This window comes from Paraburkholderia caribensis, assembly GCF_002902945.1.
GTDB classification, from domain to species: domain Bacteria; phylum Pseudomonadota; class Gammaproteobacteria; order Burkholderiales; family Burkholderiaceae; genus Paraburkholderia; species Paraburkholderia caribensis.
In genome coordinates this window covers 1,075,250-1,101,969 of sequence record NZ_CP026101.1, presented here as the reverse complement: position 1 = coordinate 1,101,969, position 26,720 = coordinate 1,075,250, and the positions used below count along the sequence as shown (strand labels likewise).

The following is a 26,720-nucleotide window of genomic DNA, read 5'->3' as shown; positions in this document are numbered from 1 at the left end:
CACCATTGTCGAGCGATATCGTCACACATGGGTGCGTCATATTTACGACACGACGCGGCAAAAGCGTAAAATCATCACAAAAGCCATTTCATGCAACTGTCATCATACTGTGAGAATTTCCGAGCGTCCTTTCGAGTCAACTCCCGACATTTCATTCTCACCGCCGATGTCCAACCGCTACCCTCTTCTGAACCGCGAGCTGGGCATTCTGGGGTTCAACGAACGCGTGCTCGCGCAGGCCGCTGACCCTGCTGTACCGCTCCTCGAACGCTTGCGTTTCATCTGCATCACCAGCAGCAATCTCGATGAATTCTTCGAAGTCCGCATGGCCGGTCTTCAGGAACAGATGCGCGACAACCCGGGCGCGCTGTCGCCCGACGGCATGTCGTTGCAGCATTGCTACGACCTCGTTGTCGAGCGCGCGCAGAAGCTCGTGCATCGACAGTACACGATGCTGCAGGACACCGTGCTGCCCGCACTGGAAGACGAAGGCATCTATTTTCACGGCACGGAAGCCTGGAACGAAGCGCAGACGCAATGGGCGCGCGAGTACTTCCTCGATGAGCTGCTGCCCGTTCTGACGCCGATCGGCCTCGACCCCGCGCATCCGTTTCCGCGTGTGCTGAACAAGAGCCTGAACTTCGTCGTCGAACTGGAAGGCAAAGATGCATTCGGCCGTCAGGCCGTGATGGGCATCGTGCAGGCGCCGCGCGCGCTGCCGCGCCTCGTGCGCATGCCGCAAGAACTGTCCGGCTATCCGCATGGCTTCGTGCTGCTCAGTTCGCTGCTGCAACGGTTTGTCGGCGAGCTGTTCCCCAATCTCGCCGTACGCAGCTGCAACCAGTTCCGCATCACGCGCAACAGCGAGCTGTTCGTCGACGAAGACGAAATCACCAACCTGCGCGTCGCGCTGCAGGGCGAACTGCCCGCGCGGCATCTCGGCAATGCGGTGCGGCTCGAGATGTCGGCGGGAACGCCCCCGCATCTGATGCAGCGCCTGCTCGACGAAAGCGGCTTGTCGCAGAAGGACTGCTACTTCGTCGATGGCCCGGTGAACCTCGTGCGGCTGATGCAGTTGCCCGAGATGGTCGACCGGCCCGATCTGAAGTTCGTCCCGCATATTCCCACGACGCCGCCGCAGATCGCCAACAGCGCGAGCCTGTTCGACGTGATCGATCAGGGCGACGTGCTGCTGCATCATCCGTACGAGAGTTTCCAGCCGGTGCTCGAACTCTTGCTGCAGGCCGCGAAGGACCCGAATGTCGTTGCGATCAAGCAGACCATTTATCGCACGGGCACCGATTCGCCGCTGATGGACGCGCTGATGCAGGCCGCCCGCAATGGCAAGGAAGTGACGGTCGTCGTGGAGTTGCTTGCGCGCTTCGACGAAGAGACGAACATCAACTGGGCGTCGCAACTGGAAGCCGTCGGCGCGCATGTCGTGTACGGCGTGGTCGGCCACAAGTGCCACGCGAAGATGATGCTGATCGTGCGCCGCGTGTCGGAAGGCGGCAAGTCGATCCTGAAGCGCTACGCGCACTTAGGCACGGGCAACTATCATCCGCGCACTGCGCGCCTTTATACCGACTTCGGCCTGATGACGGCCGATCAGAAGATCTGCGAAGACGTGCACCACGTGTTCCAGCAATTGACGGGCATCGGCGGCGAGTTGCCGTTGCACGAGTTGTGGCAGTCGCCGTTCTCGCTGCATCCGCGGCTCGTCGAGTCGATTCGCGCTGAAGCCGAGCATGCGCGCGCGGGCAAGCGCGCGCGGATCGTCGCGAAGATGAACGCGCTGCTGGAGCCGACCGTTATTGCGGAACTGTACGAGGCATCGCAGGCGGGCGTGAAGATCGATCTGATCGTACGCGGTGTGTGCGCATTGCAGCCCGGCGTCGAAGGGCTGTCGGAGAACATTACCGTGCGCTCGATCGTCGGGCGGTTCCTCGAGCATCACCGTATCTTCTATTTCCATGACGACGGCCGCGAGCAGGTTTATCTGTCGAGCGCCGACTGGATGGATCGGAATTTCTTCCGCCGCGTCGAAGTCGCGTTTCCGATCAATAACCGGCGGTTGAAGCGCCGCGTGATTGCGGAAGGGCTGTCGGCGTTTCTCGGCGACAACCAGGCCGCCTGGTTGATGCAGAGCGATGGGCACTATCGGCGACGCAGGCCGGGGAAATCGTCGCGCAACGCGCAGATGAGCTTGCTGACGAAGTTCTGCTCCTAAGTTCCCCTCTTCCGAATACAGACACCCCAGATGTCGGTGACGACGCTGGGGTGTTTTCTTTGGACCTTCTGCTGCGTTCTGTCAATAAATCAGACAAATACAGAATCTCCCGAGTAGATTAAGAGTTGTCTCATTAATCTCCGGGCTCATCTCAAATAAATTTAGAGACATCGAAACGAGCTCGTCGCTGGTTCACGGAATGCCCCGAAAACCCACGAGCACTCGACATCGACGGCTATCGAGATAGCAGCAGATCCATGCACGCATGTGCGGCATCGCTTTGTTCGCAAATCTCGAAACGATAGATCGTTATCCTAAATTTATTTGCTGACGAGTTTTCCATGAATAAGACCTACCGAAATGTGTGGTGCGCAAAGACGGCTACGTTCATCGCCGCGGCCGAAACCGCCCGAGCCAAGGGCAAATCGGCCCGCAGCGGCGCGCGTGCGCTGAGCTGCGCGGTGCTGCTGACGCTCGGCGGCGTGGCGGGTGCAGCGCACGCAGGCGCGCTGGACGGTGGCTCGACGGCCAGCGGACTCGCGACTGACATCGCGTACGGCAACGGCGCCAAAACGACGAATGCAGCAGGTGGTAAGGCGGCTGTGGCGATTGGCCAGAACGCTTCGGCAAACAACCTCTCCGGCGCGACGCCGAACGCTGACGGCACGGTCGCCGTCGGTGACTCGGCCAATGCAACGGATGGCGGCGTGGCCGTGGGCGGCGCGAGCTACGCAGGCTCGATGGCGACGGCGGTAGGCGCTGGCGCGACGGCCGCGACGGCCAATTCGGTCGCGCTGGGTTCGAACTCGGTGGCGAACTCGACCACGCTCGGCACGGCTGGCTTTGCGCCCGTCGACGGCACGGCGATCTCGGCAGCAACGGCAGCGGGCGAAGTGTCCATTGGCAAGGCGGGTGCAGAGCGTCGCATCACGAACGTGGCGGCGGGTCTGAATCCGACCGACGCGGTGAACGTAAGCCAGTTGATGTCGGAAGACGCGAAGGTCAACAATATCAGCAGCAACCTGTCGAACGTCATTAACGGTGGCGGCATCAAATACTTCCATGTGAACTCGACGCAGGCGGACTCATCAGCAACTGGCTTCAACTCGGTCGCGATCGGCCCGAACGCTTATGCATCGGGAAGCAACACAATTGCGATGGGCTCGGGTTCAACGGCAACGGGAGGCAACGGTATCGCACTGGGCCTGAATTCCGTCGTCGTATCAAACAACGCGCTTGCGCTAGGCACAACCTCGACGGCCACAGGAACCTCCAGTGTCGCTGTGGGCTCGTCTACGAACGCAGCATCCCAGGGTGCTGTTGCAATCGGCAACTCTGCATCGGTCAGCAATGCGCTGAACGCGGTTGTAATTGGGAACGGTGCGTCGGCAATCGGCCCAGGCGGCAGCAATGCAAACGAGTCACTCGCAATGGGTTCCCTCGCGTCCGTGACGGGCAACTCGCGTGCCATGGCGCTTGGCAGCCAGGCAACGACGAGCGGCGCTGGAAGCGTGGCAATTGGCGGTATGGCGAATGCTTCGGCCAATAATTCTGTAGCATTGGGCAACACTTCGACCACGACCGCGAATCTGGGCGCGGCCGGATACAACCCCGGCTCGGGCACGCTGTCAGGCACGGCGTCGGCGGCCAACGGCGAAGTGTCGGTCGGTTCGGCGGGCAAGGAACGGCGCGTCACAAACGTGGCGGCCGGTTCCGCAGCGACGGACGCGGTGAACGTGAGCCAGTTGCAGTCTGAAGCTGCGAAGGTCAACGCACAGGGCGCGGCGACAGCAGCAGCGCTGGGCGGCGGCTCGACCTACAACTCGACAACCGGTGCGATCACGAATCCGACGTATGTGGTAGGTGGAAGCACCATCAACAACGTGGCTGGCGCGATCAGCAACATCGACGCACGCACCACGCAGAACGCGAGCAGTATCACCAATATCGACGCGCGCACTACGCAAAATTCGAGTGATATCACCAACCTGACCACGGCGATCAGCAACGGCGAACTCGGCCTCGTCCAACAGGACGATACGACCCGCAACATCACGGTCGCGAAGGCCACAGACGGCACGATCGTCGATTTCTCCGGCACCACCGGCGCGCGCAAGCTGACGGGCGTGCTCGCTGGCAACGTGAACGCGTCGAGCGTCGATGCCGTCAACGGCTCGCAGCTGTACAACGTCGCGAAGTCGACGGCGAGCGCGATCGGCGGCGGCTCGACGGTCAACAGCGACGGCTCGATCTCCGCACCCAGCTACGTGATCGGCGGCACGACGATGAACAGCATCGCCGGCGCGATCACGAACATTGATACGCGCACCACGCAGAACTCGAACGACATCACCACCATTGATGCGCGCACCACGCAAATCGCAGGCGACGTCACCAATCTCGACGCCCGCACGGCGCAAATGTCGAGCGATATCACGAACCTGACCACGGCGATCAACAGCGGCGAACTCGGCCTCGTCCAACAGGACGACACGACGCGCAACATCACGGTCGCGAAGGCCACCGACGGCACGATCGTCGATTTCTCCGGCACCGCCGGCGCGCGCAAGCTGACGGGCGTGCTCGCTGGCAACGTGAACGCGTCGAGCGTCGATGTTGTCAACGGCTCGCAGCTGTACAACGTCGCGAATTCAACGGCCAGCGCGATCGGCGGCGGCTCGACGGTCAACAGCGACGGCTCGATCTCGGCACCGAGCTACGTGATCGGCGGCAAAACGGTCAACAGCATTGGCGGCGCAGTCACCAACATCGACGCACGCACCACGCAACTGGCGAACGATGTCACCAACCTGACGACGTCGATCAACAACGGCGGACTTGGACTCGTCGAACAGGACGCGTCCACCCGCAACATCACCGTCGCCAAAGCAACCGACGGCACGACGGTCGACTTCACCGGCACGGCGGGCGCGCGCAAGCTGACGGGCGTACTTGCTGGCGACGTGAGCGCATCGAGCGCCGATGCCGTCAACGGCTCGCAGCTTTACAGCCTGGCGAACTCGACGGCGAGCGCGATCGGCGGCGGCTCGACCGTCAATAGCGATGGCTCGATCTCAGCACCGAGCTACGTGATCGGCGGCACGACGATGAACAGCATCGCTGGCGCGATCACCAATATCGACGCCCGCACGACGCAGAACGCGTCGGACATCAGCAGCATCAACACCGCTTTGAGCGACATCACCGGCGGCGGCTTGGGGATCAAGTACTTCCACACGAACTCGATGCTGGCGGACTCGCAGGCGACGGGTAGCGAATCGGTGGCGATCGGCGGCGCTGCCGTGGCAACGGCCGCCAACTCGGTCGCGCTCGGCTCGAACTCGGTTGCGAACCGCGCGAGCTCGGTTTCGGTGGGCTCCGCAGGCGCCGAACGGCAGATCACGAACGTGGCGGCGGGTACGGCCGACACGGATGCCGTCAACGTCGCACAACTGAAGGCAACGGGTCTCGTCGGCACGAACGGCACGTCGAAAGCGGCCGTCACCTACGACAACAACGCAGACGGCTCCGTCAGCTACAGCAGCGTGACGATGGGCAACGGCGTGGCGGGCGGCACGACGATCCACAACGTGGCAGCGGGTACGGTCGACACAGACGCCGTGAACGTTGCGCAGATGAACTCGGCACTCGCCAACGTGACGAACATCGCGATGAACGCAGCCTCGGGCAGCCCGGCGTTCGCCACGAATGGCGACGGCAGCGCGCAAGCGGCCAAGGCAACGGGTCATCATGCGACGGCGATGGGTTCGAACGCGCAAGCGTCGGCGGATAACTCGGTCGCGCTGGGTGCGGACTCGGTCGCGGATCGGGAGAATACGGTGTCGATCGGATCGAAAGGCAAGGAGCGTCAGATCACCAATGTCGCCGCCGGCACGCAGGGCACGGATGCCGTCAATGTCGACCAGTTGAACGAGACGGTCGCGGGCGCGGTGGGTAATCTGCCGGCTGGCGTGAGCGCGAAGGACTACACCGACCAGCGTTTCAACTCGATGCAGAACACCGTCAACCAGGTCGCGAAAAACTCGTACGCCGGTGTGGCCGCCGCAATGGCCATGCCGAACATGACGCCTTCGCAGCCGGGCAACACGGTTGTCGCTGCAGGTGCCGGCTCGTACAAGAGCGGAGCGGCGCTGGGTGTCGGCGCGACCTACCGCTCGCGGAACAGCAAGTGGCTGGTCAATGGTGCAGTGTCGGTGACGTCGACGGGCGATGCGGGTGTTCGCGCTCAGGTTGGGTATGAGTTCTGATCCGAATGCGTCGGATGAGCGCTGGGGGTTCCAGGCGCTGATGTTCCGGTAGTACGAAGCCCGGTTTGCTGGTGACAGTGAGCCGGGCTTTTTTGTTGTTGGGCACGGTTTTTTGTCTGCGACGCTGTTCGGTTTTTTTTGGATTTTCGCTGGCATCCGCGTTATGCCTTCGTGCTTCAGGCGTCGCCCCTGTGCGGGGCGGCACCTACTTTTCTTTGCCGCCGCAAAGAAAAGTAGGCAAAAGAAAGCGGCTCACACCGCCAACATTTCTTCTTGCCTGAGGGCCCCCACAGGTTCTTACGCTTCACACGACAACCACGTGACCCACGTTCGCTGCCAACGCTCTTGCGGTGCGCCTCACCCGCTTCATGCCCCCGCGTCGGAGTTCACCGTGCCAGACAGTCCACCGCCGCCCAGGTGGCAAACTGTGTGTAGGTTGTCGCGTCGTATAGGGCGGCGCTCTTACCGGGTGGGGCGCGCGCTATCGGTTCGGAGTGGTGCGCGTGTGGCGCGAAAGCCGACACACAGTTTGCCACCTGGGCGGCGCATGTCATTCGCTGCCGCTGGCTCATGCATGGGTGCTTGAAGTGGGTGAGGCCTTGATTCAGCGCGCTGGCAACGCACACGTGCAGGGCGTTGCCGTGTGAAGTGTCGGGACGTTGGGGGCCCGTGGACAAACGTCAAGCGCTGGCGGTGTGAGCCGCTTTCTTTTGCCTACTTTTCTTTGCGGCGGCAAAGAAAAGTAGGTGCCGCCCCGCACAGGGGCGACGCGTGAAGCACGAAGGCAAAACGCGGATGCCAGCGAAAATCCAAAAAAACCAAACAGCGTCGCAGACAACACAAAAAAACCAAACCCTTACGCCGCATTCGACTGCAACCGCGCGGTCCGCGCAACAGGAAACCGCACAGTAAAGACACTCCCCCGCCCTTCCTCACTCTTAACCTCAAGCTGCGCATCATGCCGCTGCAGCACATGCTTGACGATAGCCAGCCCAAGCCCGGTGCCACCCGTATCCCGGGATCTACTCCGATCAACCCGATAAAACCGCTCAGTCAATCGCGGAATATCCGCAGCAGGAATCCCGAGCCCGCTATCGGTAACGGAGAAAACCGCCTGCCCGCCTTGCGCATGCCAACTCACCCCAATCGACCCGCCGTCAGGCGTATAACGAATCGCATTCGTCACGAGATTGCCAAACGCGCTGAGGATTTCAGACTCGACGCCCGTCACAGTCAGCGCCTCATCAGCATCGAACGAAATGCGATGACGTTCGCCAGAAAGACTCTGCGCATCGTCCTGCAAATGTCGCAACACCGCGCGCATATCGACCATCTGATTGCTAGGCGGCTTGTTGTCGCCTTCGAGCGTCGCGAGCACGAGCAGATCACTGACGATATGCTGCATCCGCTGCGCCTGCTGCATCATCAGATCGAGATAACGCACGCGCTCGCTCTCGTCGAGCGGCAACTCGCGCATCGTTTCGAGAAAGCCGGACAAAACCGTCAACGGCGTCTTCAGCTCGTGCGATACATTCGCGACAAAGTCGCGGCGCATCGCGTCCGTGCGTTCAAGCTCGGTAATGTCTTGCGACAGCACCAGCTTGCGGTTCTCGCCATAAGGAAACACCTGCACGGAAATCACGTTCTGCCGCTTGTCGCCCATCCCGCGCATGATCAGCATCTCTTCGTAATGATGCGAATTCAGGTAGCGGACGAAGTCGGGATGACGCACGAGATGCGTGATGTGCTGGCGCAGATCGCGTTTCGCATCGAGGCCGAAGTGCTCTTCGGAGATCGCGTTGCACCACTCGATCTGATCATGATCGTCGAGCATAGCAACACCGTTCGGCGACGCCTGGATCGCCTGAATGAAACGCGAGTGCTGCTGCTCGACCTGGCGCACCTGCGCGTGCCAGCGCTTCGCGAGCTTGTGCAGCCGGTAGTAGATTTCGCCCCAGATGCCCGGCGCGCTCGGCACCTCGCCATACACCGGCGCGTCGAGCAGACGCCACAGCCGCTGCTTGTGAAACGTGCTGAAAATGCCTTGCGCGAGCAACGCGAGCACGGCAAGCGTCAACGCCGCCTTGGTGCTGACGAACACACCGACTGCCGCGCATAGCACAGCGAGGAGCACAAGCGATACCAGGGACCGCGCCCAGATGATGTTCATGTGTTCCTGCAACCTTGAAGACAAATCTGAAGACTACAGAGACAACAAAGCGCGCTGCGTTGAGATGCCGCAGCGCGCTTCGCGTTTTTCGATCAGTTTACCTTATGCGCTTTTGGCCAGCCGATAGCCGCTGCCGCGCACCGTCTCGATCATCGCATCGCAGCCGGCGGGTTTAAGCGCGGCGCGCAGACGCTTGATGTGCACGTCGACCGTGCGCTCTTCGACGAACACATGGTCGCCCCACACCTGATCGAGCAGTTGCGTGCGGCTGTGGACACGCTCCGGGTGCGTCATGAAGAAGTGCAGCAGGCGGAACTCCGTCGGACCCAGATCGAGCTTGATCTCGTTGCCTTCCGCGTGAGCCGCGACGCGATGCGTGGCCGGGTCGAGCTTCAGCCCGTTGATCGCGACGACGTCTTCCGTCAGCTGCGGCGCGCGGCGGCGCAGCACCGCCTTGATGCGCGCCATCAGTTCTTTCGGCGAAAACGGCTTCGTCACGTAGTCGTCGGCGCCGATTTCGAGGCCGAGCACCTTGTCCTGCTCGTCGCCGCGCGCCGTCAGCATGATGATGGGAATGTGCTTGGTGCGCTCGTTGTTGCGCAGGTCGCGTGCGAACGCGATGCCCGATTTGCCCGGCAGCATCCAGTCGAGCAGCACGAGATCGGGAAGCACATCGCTGATCAGGTTCTGCGCCTGTTCGGCGTTGTACGCACGAATCGGACAATGGCCCGCGTGTTGCAAGTTGACCGAGATCAGCTCGGAAATAGCGGGTTCATCTTCGATAACGAGAATACTGCTGGGCATCGGCGCCTCTTGATAAACGATATGCGGTGTAAAAGTCTGGCCTGTGCGTCAGACGGATCAGCTGAGCGCCTCGCGTTCGAGCGCGTCGCGGCCCATGTGGCGCACGTCCGTGCCCTTCACCACGTAGATGATGAACTCGGCGATGTTCTTCGAGTGGTCGCCGATCCGCTCGATCGCCTTCGCGATGAACAGGAAGTCGAGCCCCACGGAGATCAGGCGCGGATCTTCCGTCATGTACGAAATCAGCTTGCGCACGAAGGCACGGAATTCCTCGTCGATCGCCTTGTCGTCGCGCACGATCTGCGCGGCAGCCACGGTGTCGAGGCGCGCGAACGCATCGAGCGCGCGGCGCAGGATGCTCACGGCCATATCGCCCGACAGCTTGATCTCGGCGATGTTGATCGTGCGCGATGCGCCGTCTTCCGACAGACGCTTGGTGCGCTTGGCGATCTTCTCGGCTTCGTCGCCGGCGCGTTCGAGGTTCGTGATGGTCTTCGAGATCGCCATCACGAGACGCAGGTCGCGCGCCGTCGGCTGACGCCGCGCGATGATGTTGCTGCACTCTTCGTCGATCTCGACTTCCATCTGGTTCAGACGGTCTTCGGCGGCGATCACCTGGTCGGCGATACCGATGTCGAATTCGTTCAGCGCGTTCATCGCGGCGACGATCTGCGCCTCGACGAGGCCGCCCATTTCGAGCACCTTCGAAGACACGGCGTTCAGATCGGCGTCGAACTGGCTGGACAGGTGTTTGTCGGACATGTCGTACTCCCTAAGCTCGTGCGCTCAGCGCTTAGCCGAAGCGGCCCGTGATGTAGTCTTCCGTTTCCTTGCGGACCGGCTTGATGAAGATCTTTTCGGTGTCGCCGAATTCGATCAGTTCGCCCAGGTACATATAGGCAGTGTAGTCCGAACAACGCGCCGCCTGCTGCATGTTGTGCGTGACGATCACCACCGTATAGTCGCTCTTGAGCTCCGCGATCAGTTCTTCGATGCGACCCGTCGAAATCGGGTCGAGCGCCGAGCACGGTTCGTCGAGCAGCAGCACTTCCGGACGGATCGCAATGCCGCGCGCGATGCACAGACGCTGCTGCTGGCCGCCCGACAGACCGTAGCCGCTCTGGCCCAGCTTGTCCTTCACTTCGTTCCACAGCGCCGCCTTGGTCAGCGCCCATTCGACGCGATCGTCCATCTCCGAGCGCGACAGCGTTTCGAACATCTTCACGCCGAACGCGATGTTGTCGTAGATCGACATCGGGAACGGCGTCGGCTTCTGGAACACCATGCCGATACGCGCGCGCAGCAGCGAGATGTCGCGCTTCGTGGTGAGCAGGTTTTCGCCGTCCATCAGGATTTCGCCTTCGGCGCGCTGCTCCGGATAGAGCGCGTACATCTTGTTGAACGTGCGCAGCAGCGTCGACTTGCCGCAACCCGACGGACCGATGAATGCGGTCACCTTGCCTTCGGGAATCTGCAGGTTGATGTTCTTCAGCGCGTGATACTTGTTGTAGAAGAAGTTCAGGTTGTTGACTTCGATCTTCGGACGCGAGGGCGCTGCCGCTTGACCGCTCTGCGCCGGGTCGAAACCGGCGGGTGCCGCCGGGCGTTCGACGGGATTCAGGTGACTTTCTGCCATGTTCATCGGATCGCTCCGCCCTTACTTTTTCGAGAAGATCGTACGCGCGAGAATGTTGAGTCCCAACACTCCGAGCGTGATCAGGAAGACGCCGGCCCACGCGAGCGATTGCCACTGCGCAAACGGGCTCATCGCGAACTTGAAGATCGTGACCGGCAGGTTCGCAACCGGTTGATTCATGTCCAGCGTGAAGAATTGATTGGACAGCGCCGTGAACAGCAGCGGCGCCGTTTCGCCGGCGATACGCGCGATGGCCAGCAACACGCCCGTCACGATGCCCGCCACCGAGGCCTTCAGCGTGATCGACAGCACCATCTTCCACTTCGGCGTGCCGAGCGCGAAGGCTGCTTCACGCAGTGCGTTCGGCACGAGCTTCAGCATGTTCTCCGTCGTGCGGATCACAATGGGAATCTGCAGCAGCGCGAGCGAGACCACACCCGCCCAGCCGCTGAAATGGCCCATCTTCGCGACGACCAGCGCATACACGAACAGACCCACGACGATCGACGGCGCCGACAGCAGAATGTCGTTGATGAAGCGCGTGATGCTCGCGAGCCAGCCCTTCTGGCCGTACTCGGCGAGATACACGCCCGCCATGATGCCGATGGGGGTGCCGACGAACGTGGCGATCACGACCAGCATCAGGCTGCCGACGATCGCGTTCGCGAGACCGCCGCCGTCCGTGTTGGGCGGCGGCGTCGATTGCGTGAACAGTTCGACCGACAGACCGCCGACGCCGAGGCGCAGCGTCGTGTAGAGAATCCACACCAGCCAGAGAAGGCCGAACGCCATCGCCGCGAGCGACATGGTCAGCGCAATCGCATTGGTGACCTTGCGGCGCTTTTGCAGCCGGGTGCGCATCGCTTCGAGCGCGGCGCTGTCGGTGCTGCCCGGCATGTTCAACGAGGACTGGCTCATTTCGCGCCCTCCCCTTTCTCGAGGCGTAACAGCATGATCTTCGAAATCGCCAGCACGACGAAGGTGATCACGAAGAGGATCAGACCGAGTTCCATCAGCGCGGCCGTATGCAGGCCGGGCGCGGCTTCCGCGAACTCGTTCGCGAGCGCCGACGTAATGCTGTTACCCGGCGAGAACAGCGACACATTGTCGAGCAGGTTCGTGTTGCCGATCACGAACGTGACGGCCATCGTCTCGCCGAGTGCGCGGCCAAGACCGAGCATCACGCCGCCGATCACACCCGTCTTCGTGAACGGAAGAACGATCCTCCACATCACTTCCCAGGTCGTGCAGCCGATGCCGTACGCCGATTCTTTCAGCAGCACGGGCGTGACTTCGAACACGTCGCGCATCACGGAGGCGATGTACGGAATGATCATGATCGCGAGAATGACACCCGCGCACAAAATGCCGATGCCGATGGGCGGACCCTTGAACAGCGCGCCGATGATCGGCATGCCGCCGAGCAGCTTGCCGAGCGGCTTTTCGAAATACTCGGCGAAGATCGGCGCGAACACGAGCAGGCCCCACATGCCGTAGACGATCGACGGAATCGCGGCGAGCAGCTCGATCGCGATGCCGAGCGGCCGGCGCAGCCAGGCGGGCGAGAGTTCGGTCAGAAAAAGCGCGATGCCGAAACTCACGGGCACCGCGATGATGAGTGCAATGATCGACGTCGCAATCGTGCCGTAGATAGGCACCAGCGCGCCGAACTGCTCGGAAGGTGGATCCCAGTCGGCCGTCCACAGGAAAGCGAGGCCGAATTTCTGGATCGTCGGCAGCGAAGCGACGATCAACGACACGATGATGCCGCCAAGCAGCAGTAGCGTGACGATGGCGGAAAGCCGCGCAATGCCGCCGAAAATGACGTCGCCCGCGCGGCTGGGCGCTTTCTGCGTCGTGCTTCCGGGCGGAGTCGACCGGGCCGCGTCAGAAGTGAGAGGGAGGTCGGACATGGGAGCTGATAAACCTGTTTCCGGTTGCCGCATGGCGTATGCCAGACGGCCAGAACGATGGCCGCCGGGCTTCACCGAAGCCGGGCGGCCGGCCCGCGCGCATCATCCAGATGTCATGCGCGCGGTGCTTGCTGCTTTTACCCGCTGTTGCTGCAAGTCGAGGATTACTCGGCAAGCGCCTTGCCCGATGCGTCCTTGACCTTAGCCTTCCACTGCGTCTTGATTTCCGACACGACCGATTCCGGCAGCGTGATGTAGTCCAGATCGTTCGCGGCCTGGCCGCCGTTCTTGAACGCCCAGTCGAAGAACTTCAGCGTTTCCGCGCCTTGCGGACCCTTTTCCTGCGTCGTGTGCAGCAGCACGAACGTCGCGCCGACGATCGGCCATGCGTTCTTGCCCGGCTCGTTCGTGAGGATCTGGTAGAACGACTTCGACCAGTCTGCGCCGGCTGCCGCTGCCTTGAACGTTTCCGTCTTCGGCTCGACCACCGTGCCAGCCGAGTTCTTCAGGTCGACGTAGGTCATGTGGTTTTGCTTCGCGTACGCCCACTCCACATAGCCGATCGCGCCCGGCAGACGCTGCACGAATGCCGCCACGCCGTCGTTGCCCTTGCCGCCCGTGCCCGTCGGCCAGTTGACCGTCGAACCTTCACCGATCTTCGACTTCCACTCGGGGTTGACCTTCGAAAGATAGTTCGTCCAGATGAAGCTCGTGCCCGAGCCGTCTGCGCGGCGGACCACGGCGATGTCCGTATCCGGCAGCTTGACCTTCGGGTTCAGCGCGGCGATAGCCGGGTCGTTCCACTTCTTGACCTTGCCCAGGTAGATGTCGCCGAGCACTTCGCCCGACAGCGTGATTTCGCCAGCCTTCACGCCCGGCACGTTGATCACGGGCACCACGCCGCCGACCACCGTCGGGAACTGGAACAGGCCTTCCTTGGCGAGTTCGTCGTCCTTCAACGGAGCGTCCGAGCCCGCGAAGTCAACGGTCTTCGCGACGATCTGCTTGACGCCGCCCGACGAGCCGATGCCCTGATAGTTGACCTTGCCGCCGCCCGTCTTCTGGTAAGCATCTGCCCACTTCGTGTAGATCGGTGCTGCAAAGGTGCTGCCCGCGCCGGTGATATCGGCGGCTTGCGCTGCGATCGCGAAGAGAGCGCCAGCCATGCCAGCGAACGCGGTTTGCATCAGTTTCATGTTTTCTCCGTGGTTGTGAGCGTGTGCAACGACACCGCGAAGAATAGTGGCCCATTGTGACAGTCATGTGACTTATCGTGAACTTCCCGTGACAGTCTTATTACGGCCGTGAAAGGCACTATCTAAGGGTTTCTACTACAGAAGCAGATGCGCTTTGAATGGATGGTTTTCGCTTGAAATCGGCCTGTCGCGAACGTTTGCGGGCTCTGGCGCGCAATGGAACGGCTGCGTAAAAAAGGGCGGCATAGCGCCGCCCTTCTCGTCGTTGAAACGCTGTTGTCGCGATCAGGTCGTCGCCTGCTTGACGACGTCGGCGATCCTTTCGGCGTGGCGCACGGCGTCCTTTTCCTGCGCAGCCTCGACCATCACGCGCAGGACAGGCTCGGTGCCCGACGCGCGAATCAGCACGCGACCGCTGCCGTCGAGCGCGCCCTCCGCCTCGCTGATCGCGCGACGAATCGCGTCGCTGCTCTTCCAGTCCGCGCCCGGCTGCATCCGCACGTTGATCAGCTTCTGCGGGAACAGATTGACGCCTTCGAGCAGCTGCTCGAGCGAACGGCCGCTGCGTTGCATTGCTGCCAGCACCAGCAGCGCGGAAACGATGCCGTCGCCCGTCGAATGGCGATCCAGCGACAGGATGTGGCCCGAGCCTTCCGCGCCCAGCTCCCAGCCATGCTCGCGCAGTTGTTCCAGCACGTAGCGGTCGCCGACGGCGGCGCGCACGAACTGCACGCCCGCCTTCTTCAGCGCCACTTCGACAGCCATATTGGTCATCAGCGTACCGACTGCGCCTTCGACCTTGCCCTGCGTCGCGATCCGGTCCTGCACCAGCACGTACAGCAGCTCGTCGCCGTTGTAGAGCCGCCCGTTCGCGTCGACGACCTGCAGGCGGTCGGCGTCGCCGTCGAGCGCAATGCCCAAATCGGCCTTGTTCGCGCGCACCGCACGCACGAGCGCGTCGGGTGCCGTCGCGCCGACGCCGTCGTTGATGTTGAAGCCGTTCGGCGACACGCCGATCGTGATCACGTCCGCGCCGAGCTCATGGAACACTTGCGGCGCGACGTCGTACGCAGCGCCGTGCGCGCAATCGACGACCAGCTTCATGCCGCGCAGATCGAACGCTTGCGGGAAGGTGCTCTTGCAGAACTCGATGTAACGGCCTGCCGCGTCGTCCAGACGTCGCGCCTTGCCAAGGCGCTCGGACGGCGCGCAATCAAGCGGCTTGTCCAGTTGCTCCTCGATTTGCAGTTCGACTTCGTCCGGCAGCTTGTTGCCGTCGGCGGAGAAGAACTTGATGCCGTTGTCGTAGTACGGATTGTGCGATGCGCTGATCACGACGCCCGCCGCAAGACGCAGCGCGCGCGTCAGATACGCGACACCCGGCGTCGGCATCGGCCCCGCCAGCATCACGTCGACGCCCGCCGCCGAGAAGCCCGATTCCAGCGCCGCTTCGAGCATGTAGCCCGAGACACGCGTGTCCTTGCCGATCAGCACCGTAGGCCGCTTGCCCGTATTCGCCCAGGTGTCGGCGCCCGCGAGCACCTTGCCGGCTGCATAGCCGAGCCGCAGCACAAAGTCAGGCGTGATCGGCGCTTCGCCGACCTTGCCCCGAATCCCATCCGTTCCGAAATATCGACGTGCCATATTGGAATTGTCCTCCCACCCGTGGAAATCAGCCGCGAAGCGCTGCGTCGCGCATCGCTGCCCATACCTGTAGTCCTTGCACTGTCTGCTCGACGTCATGCACGCGGATAATCGCCGCTCCGCGTTCAGCCGCGCACACGGCCGCCGCGACACTCGCCACCACGCGTTGCTGCGGCGGCCGCTGCACGACGGCGCCCAGCATCGACTTGCGCGACATGCCCGCGAGAATCGGCAGCGGCGTGCCGACTATAGGTGCGGTCTCAGGCAAGTGAGCGAGCAGCGCGTAATTATGCTCGACCGTCTTGCCAAATCCGAATCCTGGATCGACGCAGATACGATTTTTTGCAACACCTGCGCCCATGAGCGTATTGACACGTTCGTCGAGGAAGGCGCGAATCTCCGCGACCACGTCCGCGTAGGCGGGCTCGCCGGCCTGCATCGTCTGCGGTTCGCCGAGCATATGCATCACGCACAGACCACACTGGCTGTCCTTCACCGCTTCGATCGCGCCGGGCATCCTGAAGCCCCAGATATCATTGATCAGATCAGCGCCGGCTGCCAGCGCATGGCGCATAACTTCAGGTTTGTAAGTGTCGACGGACACGGGAATGCCTGCGTCGCTCAGCTCCTTGACGAGCGGGATCACGCGATCCAGTTCGTCTTCGAGCGGTACGGGCGGCGCGCCGGGCCGCGTCGACTCGCCGCCGATGTCGATGATGTCGGCGCCTTCGGCCAGCATCAGTTCCGCCTGCCGCCGCGCCTTGCTGGGCTCCGCATACAGACCGCCGTCGGAAAACGAATCGGGCGTCACATTCAGAATGCCCATCACGAGCGGGCGTTCGAACGTAAAGGTGAAACGGCCGCATTGCATCGGCTCGGGAATGGGATAAAGCGGGGAATGGGCGTTTGACACGAGACTGGACCGTACGACAAAGGCGAAGGATTAGGGACGATCGCGAAACGTCTGCATCGCGATTAGACAGCATTAGAAATGAAAACGGGCCGGTGTGAAAACACACCGGCCCGTAAAACACCTTTAACCGATCATCAGGTAGCCGGTGCGGTCGCGCTGCCCGGCTTCACTTCCGCGCCGGGGCTGCTGCCACCCGATGATGCATCGCCAGGCGACGGCGAGCTCTTCGGCGAGCGCGGCGGACGGCCAGCCATGATGTCGTTGATCTGATCGGCGTCGATCGTTTCCCACTCCATCAGCGCGGCGGTCATCGCCTCGACCTTGTCGCGGTTCTCGTCGAGCAGACGCCTTGCGAGGTTGTACTGGTCGTCCAGCACGCGACGGATTTCCGCGTCGACCTTCTGCTGCGTCGCTTCCGAAATGGTGCGCGTAAAGCCCCGGCCGAACGGCGACGCATCGTTCTCGTCGTCGACGTAGACCATCGGTCCCAACGCGTCCGTCATGCCGAAGCGAGCCACCATGGCGCGCGCCGTGGCCGTCGCCTTGTTGAAGTCGTCGGATGCGCCCGTGCTGATCAGGTTCAGGAACAGCTCTTCCGCCACGCGTCCGCCGAACAGGATGGCCAGACGGTCGAGCAGGTAATCCTTCGAATACGTTTCGTTGTCGTGCTCCGGCAACTGCCACGTCACGCCCAACGCACGGCCGCGCGGGATGATCGTGACCTTGTGCACCGGGTCCGCCTTCGGCAACAGCTTGGCGATCACCGCATGGCCCGACTCGTGGTAAGCCGTCGCGCGCTTCGCGTCTTCGCGGATCACGGCCGACTTGCGCTCCGGACCCATGAAGATCTTGTCCTTCGCGTCCTCGAAGTCCTGCATTTCGACGATGCGCTTGCCGCGACGCGCGGCGAACAGCGCCGCTTCGTTCACGAGGTTCGCCAGATCGGCGCCCGAGAAGCCCGGCGTGCCACGCGCGATCACTGCCGCGTCGACGTCGTTCGCGATCGGCACCTTGCGCAGGTGCACCTTCATGATGTGCTCGCGACCACGGATATCGGGCAGACCGACGTACACCTGACGGTCGAAACGGCCCGGACGGAGCAGCGCCTTGTCCAGCACGTCCGAACGGTTCGTCGCAGCGATCACGATCACGCCCGAGTTCGCCTCGAAGCCGTCCATCTCGACCAGCATCTGGTTCAACGTCTGCTCGCGCTCGTCATTGCCGCCGCCCATACCGGCGCCACGATGACGGCCAACCGCGTCGATTTCGTCGATGAACACGATGCAAGGCGCATGCTTCTTCGCCTGCTCGAACATGTCGCGCACGCGAGCCGCACCTACACCGACGAACATTTCGACGAAGTCCGAACCGGAAATGCTGAAGAACGGCACCTTCGCCTCGCCCGCGATAGCGCGCGCGAGCAGCGTCTTACCGGTTCCCGGCGGACCGACCAGCAGCACGCCGCGTGGAATGCGACCGCCCAGCTTCTGGAACTTCTGCGGATCGCGCAGGAAGTCGACCAGTTCGGACACTTCTTCCTTGGCCTCGTCGCAGCCGGCGACATCCGAGAAGTTGATTGCGTTGTTGTTCTCATCGATCAGACGCGCACGGGATTTACCGAACGAGAAGGCACCGCCTTTCCCGCCTCCCTGCATCTGTCTCATCATGTAGAACCAGAACCCGATGATCAGAATGGTTGGCCCGAGGTAATACAGCGCGGACACCAGCGCGTTCGGCTCGTCATCCGCCTTGCCGCTGACCTGCACGCCATACTTCATCAGGTCGCCGACCATCCAGATGTCGCCCGGCGACACGATCTGATACTTCTGACCGTCGGCAGGCGTCACCGTGAGGTTGCGCCCTTGAACGATCACGCTCTTGACCTTGCCGCTTTTCGCGTCGTCCATGAACTGCGAATACGAAACGCCTTCCTGGACACGGGGCTTGTCGAACTGCTTGAACACCGTAAACAGCACCAGTGCGATAACCAGCCACACTGCTGCTTTCGAAAACATGTTGTTGTTCAAAGCACCACTCCTTCACTCATAGACAAGCGCCTACATTTGCCTTGCGGCACCACTCAGGCATTCTAATCCAGTCCGAAGACCCCTGCCATAAGCATTCGCTACCGCATAAATAGCGTACCGCGCAACCTCAGCGCTCTTATTTTCCGGCGTGCCGGAAATGCGGGCTTACATATCATTGCACCCGGTTTAACGGGGTCGCTTCAGATGCCTTCCCAGAATGAACGTCTCGGACGATTTGTCTCGGGACGCCTTCGGTTTGCGAGCGGCCACCGTCTTAAACTGATGCTTGAACTTTTCGACAATCTGGCTGTAACCGCTCCCGTGAAAGCATTTGACTAAAAGGGCACCATCGGGTTTGAGGTGGTTTTGCGAAAATTCCAGCGCGAGATCGCACACATGCTCAATCCGCGCGGCATCCGCCACCGCCACTCCCGACAGGTTGGGCGCCATATCCGAAATTACAAGGTCGACATCGCGTTCTCCAACCACTTCTTCCAGTTGTTCGAGAACGCTGTCCTCGCGGAAGTCGCCCTGAATGAAATGGACGTCGGCGATCGGCTCCATCGGCAGCAGGTCGAGCGCAATGATCGTGCCGTCGATGCCGCCGTCCCGCTGGGCGTCGCGATGCTTGCCCTGCGCGAGCTTGTTGCGGACGTACTGGCTCCAGCTGCCGGGCGCGGCGCCCAGATCGACGATCACCTGACCCGGGCGGATCAGCTTGTCCTGCTCGTCGATTTCCTTCAGCTTGTAGGCTGCGCGGGCGCGATAGCCCTCCCGCTGCGCCATTTTCACGTACGGATCGTTGATGTGGTCGTGCAGCCACGACGTGTTGAACTTGTTTTTTGCCATTAAACGTTGAACTCTTGCTACGTAATGCCGCGCTTTTAGCGGATAATACGCGTTTAATTCGCGTGGCTGCAGCCAAAGGCTGTCTCCGCGCTCGTGATTCTGCTTGCAGTCCGCGCTGCCGCCGCTAACGCAGCAACCTGGCGCCGGCCTTGATGCCGGATTCATCGCCCGCAGTCGCCTAACCGCAGTTTCCTGTTTTTTCGCGCACCGCCTGCTGTTCCGCCGGTTTGCCGGACCACCGGTCCCTGCTCGCGGGCGTCGCCATTTTAGTCGAGTCCTCTACTTCTCATGCCAGCCCTCAAAGTTTCTTCCGAACAACGCGCCGAATTGCGCTCCCAGGCTCACGCGCTCAAGCCGGTCGTGATCGTCGGCGCCGAAGGGCTGACCGATGCCGTACTGACCGAAATCAAGGTCCACCTGAAAGCGCACCAGCTGATCAAGATCCGCGTGTTCGGCGACGAGCGCGAAGAGCGCATCGCCATCTACGAAGACATCTGCGATCGCCTGAACGCGGCGCCGATCCAGCATATCGGCAAGTTGCTGGTCATCTGGAAGCCGGAAAAGGTGGCTGCCGAGCGAGCGCCTGCTGCACGTGCACCGGCTGCGAAGACGAAGCGCGGCGCGCTGCCGAGCGCACGGGAAGTAGCCGGCGAATCACCGTCGAATAAGGGCCGCGCGCCGCGCGTCGTGAAGGTCGTCAAGCCGTCCGAAAATCCGATGCGCAAACCCAAGGCGCAGAAGTTGGTGGTGCGCGGCAACGAACGCGTCACCGCGGGTGGCAACATCAAGAAGGCGAAGAAGCGCCAAACCAGCGCGAAGCGCCTGCATCAGACGTCGAAGTAATGACGGGCTTGGCGCGGCGAACCGGTTTGATATCTCTGCCGGACCGCGCCAGCCGAAGCGGGATTGACGGACACCGACGTCATGCGGCGATCCGCCGCGATTCTTAAGCGCTGTCGGGGCCGGCTACTCGCTTGCCCGGACGCGTCATTGCCGCCGACGCGCGTTATCCCGCCGTCCGGCCAGCCACACGCCCCGCGCCCCGCTCCACGGCAACGCCCGATTCTGCCGGAAGCTTCCACACGAGCACGATGCCCAACAGGCTTTCGATCAGATAGAACACACTCGACACGCCGTGCAGCATGCCAAAGCGGCTCGCATAAACAGAGTGGCCGACATCCGTGCCCGCTTCCTGCGCGGCGATGCGCAGCGCATTCATGAACGGCTGCAACGCAAAGTAGCCGACCAGCACGCACACCAGCATGCCGGCAATCAGCCAGCGTAGACGTCGATAGGCATCGCCGCCGCGCCGGACCAGCAGATTACACAGCGCAAGCAGCAGCACGCCGCACACCACGCCGATCACACCTTCGATGCGAAACAGCTGCGCCGCGACCGCGCCCGCCGTCACGCGGTCGAGCGACGTGAACAGCACAGGCGCCACGGCATAGCCAATGGTCAGCAAACTGCCGACCCAAACGACCGTCAACAGGCGGAACAGACGATGCGGCATCGAAGACACGGCAACCGCCTCAGATGTAACGGACCGCGATGATCTCGTATTCGCGCACGCCGCCCGGCGCCTGCACCGACGCGACATCGCCTTCCGTCTTGCCGATCAGCGCACGCGCGATCGGCGAGCTGACGGAAATCAGGCCGTGCTCGAGATCGGCTTCGTCGTCGCCGACGATTTGATAGGTAACCGAATCACCCGAATCCAGATCTTCCAGATCGACCGTCGCGGCGAACACGACGCGGCCTTCCGCGTCGAGCGCGGACGGGTCGATGATTTGCGCGGCCGCCAGCTTCGACTCGATCTCAGCGATACGGCCTTCGATAAACCCTTGCTTCTCTTTCGCAGCGTCGTACTCGGCGTTTTCCGACAGATCGCCTTGGGCACGCGCTTCCGCGATCGAATTGATGACGGACGGACGCTCGACCGATTTCAGGCGCTGCAACTCGTCGCGCAGTTGGTCTGCGCCGCGCTTCGTCAATGGAATAGTGCTCATAAACAACTCTTTGGCAAAAGACAGCCACAAAAAAAATCACCGCGGTTAAGTGCATCCCGGTACGGTGCGCAAACGTGGCACAAAGCCCGATCTGACACCTTAGGGACGCCGCTTAACCGCGGCACTTACGTCTTCGACAGAAATCTGAAGCCTTAGTTTAGGCGAGCGTGGAGTCCTTGTAAATCATAGACTTCCAGATCCTTCAGATAACGCAAGCCTTCAACAGCGGCACGCGCGCCCGACATCGTCGTGTAGTACGTGACCTTGTTCGCTTGCGCGCTCATGCGGATCGAACGCGAATCGGCGATGGCTGCGCGCGTTTCGTCGACAGTCGTGAAGACGAGTGCGATCTCGCCGTTCTTGATCATGTCGACGATGTGCGGACGGCCGTCCTTCACCTTGTTGACGACCTTCACGGGGACGCCGGCCGCTTCGATGGCGGCCGCCGTGCCCTTCGTCGCGACGAGCGGATAGCCCAACTCATGCAGCATACGCGCGACTTCGACGGCCTTCGGCTTGTCGGCGTCCATCACGGTCAACAGCACCGTGCCCGTCTCCGGCAGACGCGAACCCGCTGCGAGTTGCGACTTGAACAGCGCCTCGCCGAAGGTTTGGCCCACGCCCATCACTTCGCCCGTCGAACGCATTTCGGGTCCGAGCACCGGGTCGACCGCCGGGAACTTGACGAACGGGAACACGGCTTCCTTCACGCTGAAGTACGGCGGAATCACTTCCTTCGTCACGCCCTGCTGCGCGAGCTTCTGACCGACCATCGCGCGCGCTGCGATCTTCGCGAGCGGCAGGCTGGTGGCCTTCGACACGTACGGCACCGTGCGCGAGGCGCGCGGGTTCACTTCGAGCACGTAGATGACGTCCAGCTTCGAGCCGTCCGCCTGCGGCACCTGCTGGATCGCGAACTGCACGTTCATCAGGCCGACCACGTTCAGCGCCTTCGCCATCGCGCCCGTCTGACGCTTGAGCTCAGCAACGGTTTCCTTCGACAGCGAGTACGGCGGCAGCGAGCAAGCCGAGTCGCCCGAGTGCACGCCTGCCTGTTCGATGTGCTCCATCACGCCGCCGATGAACACCGTGTCGCCGTCCGAGATGCAGTCCACATCGCATTCGATCGCATCGTTCAGGAAGCGGTCGAGCAGCACGGGCGAATCGTTCGACACCTTCACGGCCTCGCGCATGTAGCGCTCGAGGTCGCGCGGCTCGTGGACGATTTCCATCGCGCGGCCGCCCAGCACGTACGACGGACGCACGACGAGCGGATAGCCGATTTCGTCGGCGAGCTTCAGCGCTTCGTCTTCGGCGCGCGCGGTGCGGTTGGGCGGCTGACGCAGACCGAGGTCCTGCAGCAGCTTCTGGAAACGCTCGCGGTCTTCCGCGGCGTCGATCATGTCCGGCGACGTGCCGACGATAGGCACGCCGTTCGCCTCCAGATCCAATGCGAGCTTCAGCGGCGTCTGACCGCCGTACTGAACGATCACGCCGAGCGGCTTTTCCTTGTCGACGATTTCGAGCACGTCTTCGAGCGTCAGCGGCTCGAAGTACAGACGGTCAGACGTGTCGTAGTCGGTCGAAACGGTTTCAGGGTTGCAGTTGACCATGATCGTTTCGTAGCCGTCCTCGCGCATGGCGAGCGCGGCGTGCACGCAGCAGTAGTCGAACTCGATGCCCTGGCCGATCCGGTTCGGGCCGCCGCCCAGCACCATGATCTTCTTGTTGTTCGTCGGGTTCGCCTCGCACTCTTCTTCGTACGTCGAGTACATGTACGCCGTCTTCGTCGCGAACTCGGCCGCGCAGGTATCGACGCGCTTGTACACGGGCCGCACGTTCAGTTCGATACGGCGCTTGCGGACGTCCGGACCCGTCACGCCGAGCAGCTTGCCAAGACGGCGATCCGAGAAGCCGCTCTGCTTCAGATACTTCAGCTCTTCCTTCGTGAGGCTTGCGAGCGTGCGGCCTTCGAGCGCCTTTTCCTTGCGGATGATCTCTTCGATCTGCGCGAGGAACCACGGGTCGATCGCCGTTTCCTCGAAGATTTCCTGTTGCGTCAGGCCGAGGCGGAACGCGTCGCCGACATACCAGATGCGGTCCGGACCGGCTTCGCCGATCTCGCGGATCACTTCGTCGCGGCTGGTGGTCTTTTCGTCCAGACCGTCGACGCCCACTTCCAGACCGCGCAGCGCCTTCTGGAACGATTCCTGGAACGTGCGGCCGATCGCCATCACTTCGCCGACCGACTTCATCTGCGTGGTCAGACGCGGATCGGCTTCGCGGAATTTTTCGAACGCGAAACGCGGAATCTTGGTGACGACGTAATCGATGGTCGGTTCGAACGACGCCGGCGTCTGACCGCCCGTGATTTCGTTCTTCAGCTCGTCCAGCGTATAGCCGACGGCGAGTTTCGCCGCGACCTTCGCGATCGGGAAGCCCGTCGCCTTCGAAGCCAAAGCCGATGAACGCGACACGCGCGGGTTCATTTCGATGACGATCATCCGGCCATCGACGGGATTGATCGAGAACTGCACGTTCGAGCCGCCCGTATCGACGCCGATCTCGCGCAGCACCGCGAGCGATGCGTTACGCAGGATCTGATATTCCTTGTCGGTGAGCGTCTGCGCCGGCGCGACGGTGATCGAGTCGCCCGTGTGAATGCCCATCGGGTCGAGGTTTTCGATCGAGCAAACGATGATGCAGTTGTCCTTTTTATCGCGGACCACTTCCATCTCGTACTCTTTCCAGCCGAGCAGCGATTCTTCGATCAGCAGTTCGCGCGTCGGCGACAGATCGAGGCCGCGCTTGCAGATCTCTTCGAATTCCTCGCGGTTGTACGCGATGCCGCCGCCCGAGCCGCCGAGCGTGAACGACGGACGAATCACGATCGGGTAGCCGCTGCCGCCCGTGAAGGCGGCGATTTCGGCGTGCACGGCCATCGCTTCTTCCATCGAATGCGCGATGCCCGACTTCGCCGAGCCCAGGCCGATCTTCGTCATCGCGTCCTTGAACTTCTGACGGTCTTCGGCCTTGTCGATCGCTTCCGGCGACGCGCCGATCAGTTCGACCTTGTACTTTTCCAGCACGCCGTGATGATGCAGATCGAGCGCGCAGTTCAGCGCGGTCTGGCCACCCATCGTCGGCAGGATCGCGTCCGGGCGCTCTTTGGCGATGATGCGCTCCACCACCTCCCACGTGATCGGCTCGATATACGTGACGTCGGCCGTGTTCGGGTCGGTCATGATCGTCGCCGGATTGCTGTTGACGAGAATGACCTTGTAGCCTTCCTCACGCAGTGCCTTGCACGCCTGCGCGCCCGAGTAGTCGAACTCGCACGCCTGGCCGATGATGATCGGACCCGCGCCGATAATGAGGATGCTCTTGATGTCTGTCCGCTTGGGCATAACGCTCTCGCTAATGTATTCCTGAGTTCTTACTGTTGGCGCACCGGCGTTGTGCCGCCCGGACCGGCCCGTGGGGGCTCGGCCGAACGGCGTCGCGGGGCGCGCCTTTTTTCCCGTCGCTGTGCGCGACGTTTTGCAGGCGTTCCTGCTTTACGCCGCTGCCGAGTTATTGCCCTTCGCCTCGTCCATCAACGCAGTGAAGCGGTCGAACAGATAGGCGACGTCGTTCGGACCCGGCGATGCTTCCGGGTGACCCTGGAAGCAGAATGCCGGCTTGTCCGTCAGCGCGAAGCCTTGCAGCGTGCCGTCGAACAGCGACACGTGCGTCACCTTCGCGTTGGCGGGCAGCGTGTCGGCGTCGACCGCGAAACCGTGGTTCTGGGACGTGATCACGACGCGACCGTCGCCAAGGTCCTTCACGGGATGATTCGCGCCGTGGTGGCCCGTCTTCATCTTCATCGTCTTCGCGCCGACGGCGAGACCCATGATCTGATGGCCGAGGCAGATGCCGAACGTCGGAATGCCGCGCTCGATGAATTCGCGCGTGGCAGCGATCGCGTAATCGCACGGCTCGGGATCGCCGGGGCCGTTCGACAGGAAGATGCCGTCCGGATTCAGCGCGAGCGCGTCAGCAGCCGTGGCTTGCGCGGGCAGCACCGTGACCTGGCAGCCGCGTTCCGCGAGCATGCGCAGGATGTTGTACTTCACGCCGAAGTCGAACGCGACGACGCGGTAGCGCGGCGTGTTCTGCATGCCATAACCGCTGCCGAGACGCCATTCCGTCTGTTTCCATTCGTATGGCTTTTGCGTCGACACGACTTTCGCGAGGTCCATGCCCGCAAGGCCGGGGAACGAGCGCGCGAGTTCGATTGCCTTTGCTTCGTCATCCGAGCCTGCGAGAATCGCGCCGTTTTGCGCGCCCTTGTCGCGCAGCACGCGCGTGAGCTTGCGGGTGTCGATACCGGCGATCGCGACGACGCCTTCCGCCTTCAGGTAATCCGGGAGCGTGCGCTCCATGCGGAAGTTGGACGCGAGAACAGGCAGATCACGGATGATCAGGCCGGCGGCATGGACTTTCGTGGCTTCGACGTCTTCGGCATTCACACCAACATTGCCGATGTGCGGATACGTCAGCGTGACGATCTGGCGCGCGTAGCTGGGGTCGGTCAGGATTTCCTGATAGCCGGTGATGGCCGTATTGAAGACGACTTCACCGATCGTATGACCGGGCGCGCCGATCGAGTAACCACGAAAGACCGTGCCGTCGGCGAGCGCGAGCAGAGCGGGAGAAAATGACGGCAACACGGGAGACTCCTTGGGGAGCACCCTGTTGCCGACCTGTCTATCCGACCGTGCGGGCCGCGGCGAGGCGCATCATTCGATGCGCGCGCAGGCTCGCTCGCGTTGTCGCTGTTCGTGGAGGGTCGCACAGGCGCCGCGGAGCTCGCAGTCGGCCCATTGTGTAGGCGAACTGGCTGTTGCGGGCCGCTGGCGACGGTAGCCGGGAGTATTCACTCATGAAAAACAACCGGGACTACAACGAAACGCGGCGGATGAACGGTATGGGAGAGGTAGGCGCTAGGGTGCGGGTTGATAAGCTCAAACCTTGAAATTATAGCCTGAAACGACCCTTCTCTTCAAATCCGAGATAGGT

General features: G+C 62.2%; 18 protein-coding genes. 3 read left to right on the top strand and 15 right to left on the bottom strand.

Features of this window, described 5'->3' with window-relative positions:
- Nucleotides 1-166 precede the first annotated feature (166 nt).
- Both ppk1 and C2L66_RS04935 read left to right on the top strand, forming a co-directional pair.
- Nucleotides 167-2,230, top strand: coding sequence for a polyphosphate kinase 1 (gene ppk1 / locus C2L66_RS04940; RefSeq protein ID WP_060601648.1), 2,064 nt, complete (start codon nt 167-169; stop codon nt 2,228-2,230).
- A gap of 341 nt (nt 2,231-2,571) precedes the next feature.
- Nucleotides 2,572-6,498: a YadA-like family protein gene (locus C2L66_RS04935; protein WP_063803358.1), complete on the top strand. Its 3,927-nt coding sequence runs from the start codon at nt 2,572-2,574 to the stop codon at nt 6,496-6,498.
- An 856-nt stretch (nt 6,499-7,354) separates the two neighbouring features.
- Here C2L66_RS04935 and phoR read toward each other — a convergent pair.
- From phoR to C2L66_RS04875, 11 genes are all read right to left on the bottom strand, one after another.
- A complete protein-coding gene (gene phoR / locus C2L66_RS04930; protein WP_054934194.1) occupies nt 7,355-8,668 on the bottom strand; it encodes a phosphate regulon sensor histidine kinase PhoR in 1,314 nt (437 codons plus the stop codon).
- Between the two features lie 102 nt (nt 8,669-8,770).
- On the bottom strand, nt 8,771-9,472 hold the full coding sequence (gene phoB, locus C2L66_RS04925; RefSeq protein ID WP_007748110.1) for a phosphate regulon transcriptional regulator PhoB: 702 nt from the start codon (nt 9,470-9,472) through the stop codon (nt 8,771-8,773).
- A 57-nt stretch (nt 9,473-9,529) separates the two neighbouring features.
- Nucleotides 9,530-10,234: a phosphate signaling complex protein PhoU gene (gene phoU, locus C2L66_RS04920; protein WP_054934193.1), complete on the bottom strand. Its 705-nt coding sequence runs from the start codon at nt 10,232-10,234 to the stop codon at nt 9,530-9,532.
- Nucleotides 10,235-10,265: 31 nt separating this feature from the next.
- Entirely contained in the window at nt 10,266-11,114 is an 849-nt protein-coding gene (gene pstB, locus C2L66_RS04915) for a phosphate ABC transporter ATP-binding protein PstB (protein WP_028367729.1), read from the bottom strand.
- A 15-nt stretch (nt 11,115-11,129) separates the two neighbouring features.
- Entirely contained in the window at nt 11,130-12,026 is an 897-nt protein-coding gene (pstA, locus tag C2L66_RS04910) for a phosphate ABC transporter permease PstA (protein WP_060601650.1), read from the bottom strand.
- A complete protein-coding gene (gene pstC / locus C2L66_RS04905) occupies nt 12,023-13,021 on the bottom strand; it encodes a phosphate ABC transporter permease PstC (protein WP_060601652.1) in 999 nt (332 codons plus the stop codon). The genes pstA and pstC overlap by 4 nt, the downstream gene beginning before the upstream one ends.
- A gap of 164 nt (nt 13,022-13,185) precedes the next feature.
- Complete coding sequence (gene pstS / locus C2L66_RS04900; RefSeq protein ID WP_054934178.1) at nt 13,186-14,217, bottom strand: phosphate ABC transporter substrate-binding protein PstS; 1,032 nt, start codon at nt 14,215-14,217, stop codon at nt 13,186-13,188.
- A 285-nt stretch (nt 14,218-14,502) separates the two neighbouring features.
- Nucleotides 14,503-15,861 carry a phosphoglucosamine mutase gene (gene glmM, locus C2L66_RS04890; protein WP_054934177.1) on the bottom strand — a complete coding sequence of 453 codons (1,359 nt, stop codon included), beginning with the start codon at nt 15,859-15,861 and terminating at the stop codon, nt 14,503-14,505.
- Between the two features lie 28 nt (nt 15,862-15,889).
- Nucleotides 15,890-16,732, bottom strand: a complete 843-nt coding sequence (gene folP, locus C2L66_RS04885) for a dihydropteroate synthase (protein WP_060601655.1) — start codon at nt 16,730-16,732, stop codon at nt 15,890-15,892.
- A gap of 176 nt (nt 16,733-16,908) precedes the next feature.
- On the bottom strand, nt 16,909-18,801 hold the full coding sequence (gene ftsH, locus C2L66_RS04880) for an ATP-dependent zinc metalloprotease FtsH (RefSeq protein ID WP_054934175.1): 1,893 nt from the start codon (nt 18,799-18,801) through the stop codon (nt 16,909-16,911).
- Nucleotides 18,802-18,987: 186 nt separating this feature from the next.
- Nucleotides 18,988-19,650, bottom strand: coding sequence for an RlmE family RNA methyltransferase (locus C2L66_RS04875; protein WP_035990212.1), 663 nt, complete (start codon nt 19,648-19,650; stop codon nt 18,988-18,990).
- Between the two features lie 288 nt (nt 19,651-19,938).
- On the opposite strand from C2L66_RS04875, the gene C2L66_RS04870 reads away from it, so the two are divergent.
- Entirely contained in the window at nt 19,939-20,493 is a 555-nt protein-coding gene (locus C2L66_RS04870) for a YhbY family RNA-binding protein (RefSeq protein ID WP_054934174.1), read from the top strand.
- Nucleotides 20,494-20,656: 163 nt separating this feature from the next.
- On the opposite strand, the gene C2L66_RS04865 is transcribed toward C2L66_RS04870, so the two are convergent.
- From C2L66_RS04865 to carA, 4 genes are all read right to left on the bottom strand, one after another.
- The gene (locus tag C2L66_RS04865; protein ID WP_054934191.1) at nt 20,657-21,163 is read right to left on the bottom strand and encodes a DUF4149 domain-containing protein; all 507 of its coding nucleotides are present in this window, start codon (nt 21,161-21,163) and stop codon (nt 20,657-20,659) included.
- Between the two features lie 19 nt (nt 21,164-21,182).
- Nucleotides 21,183-21,659, bottom strand: a complete 477-nt coding sequence (gene greA, locus C2L66_RS04860) for a transcription elongation factor GreA (protein ID WP_035990207.1) — start codon at nt 21,657-21,659, stop codon at nt 21,183-21,185.
- A gap of 152 nt (nt 21,660-21,811) precedes the next feature.
- Nucleotides 21,812-25,066 carry a carbamoyl-phosphate synthase large subunit gene (carB, locus tag C2L66_RS04855; RefSeq protein WP_054934173.1) on the bottom strand — a complete coding sequence of 1,085 codons (3,255 nt, stop codon included), beginning with the start codon at nt 25,064-25,066 and terminating at the stop codon, nt 21,812-21,814.
- 150 nt (nt 25,067-25,216) lie between these two features.
- The gene (gene carA, locus C2L66_RS04850; protein WP_060601658.1) at nt 25,217-26,371 is read right to left on the bottom strand and encodes a glutamine-hydrolyzing carbamoyl-phosphate synthase small subunit; all 1,155 of its coding nucleotides are present in this window, start codon (nt 26,369-26,371) and stop codon (nt 25,217-25,219) included.
- Between the last annotated feature and the right edge of the window lie 349 nt (nt 26,372-26,720).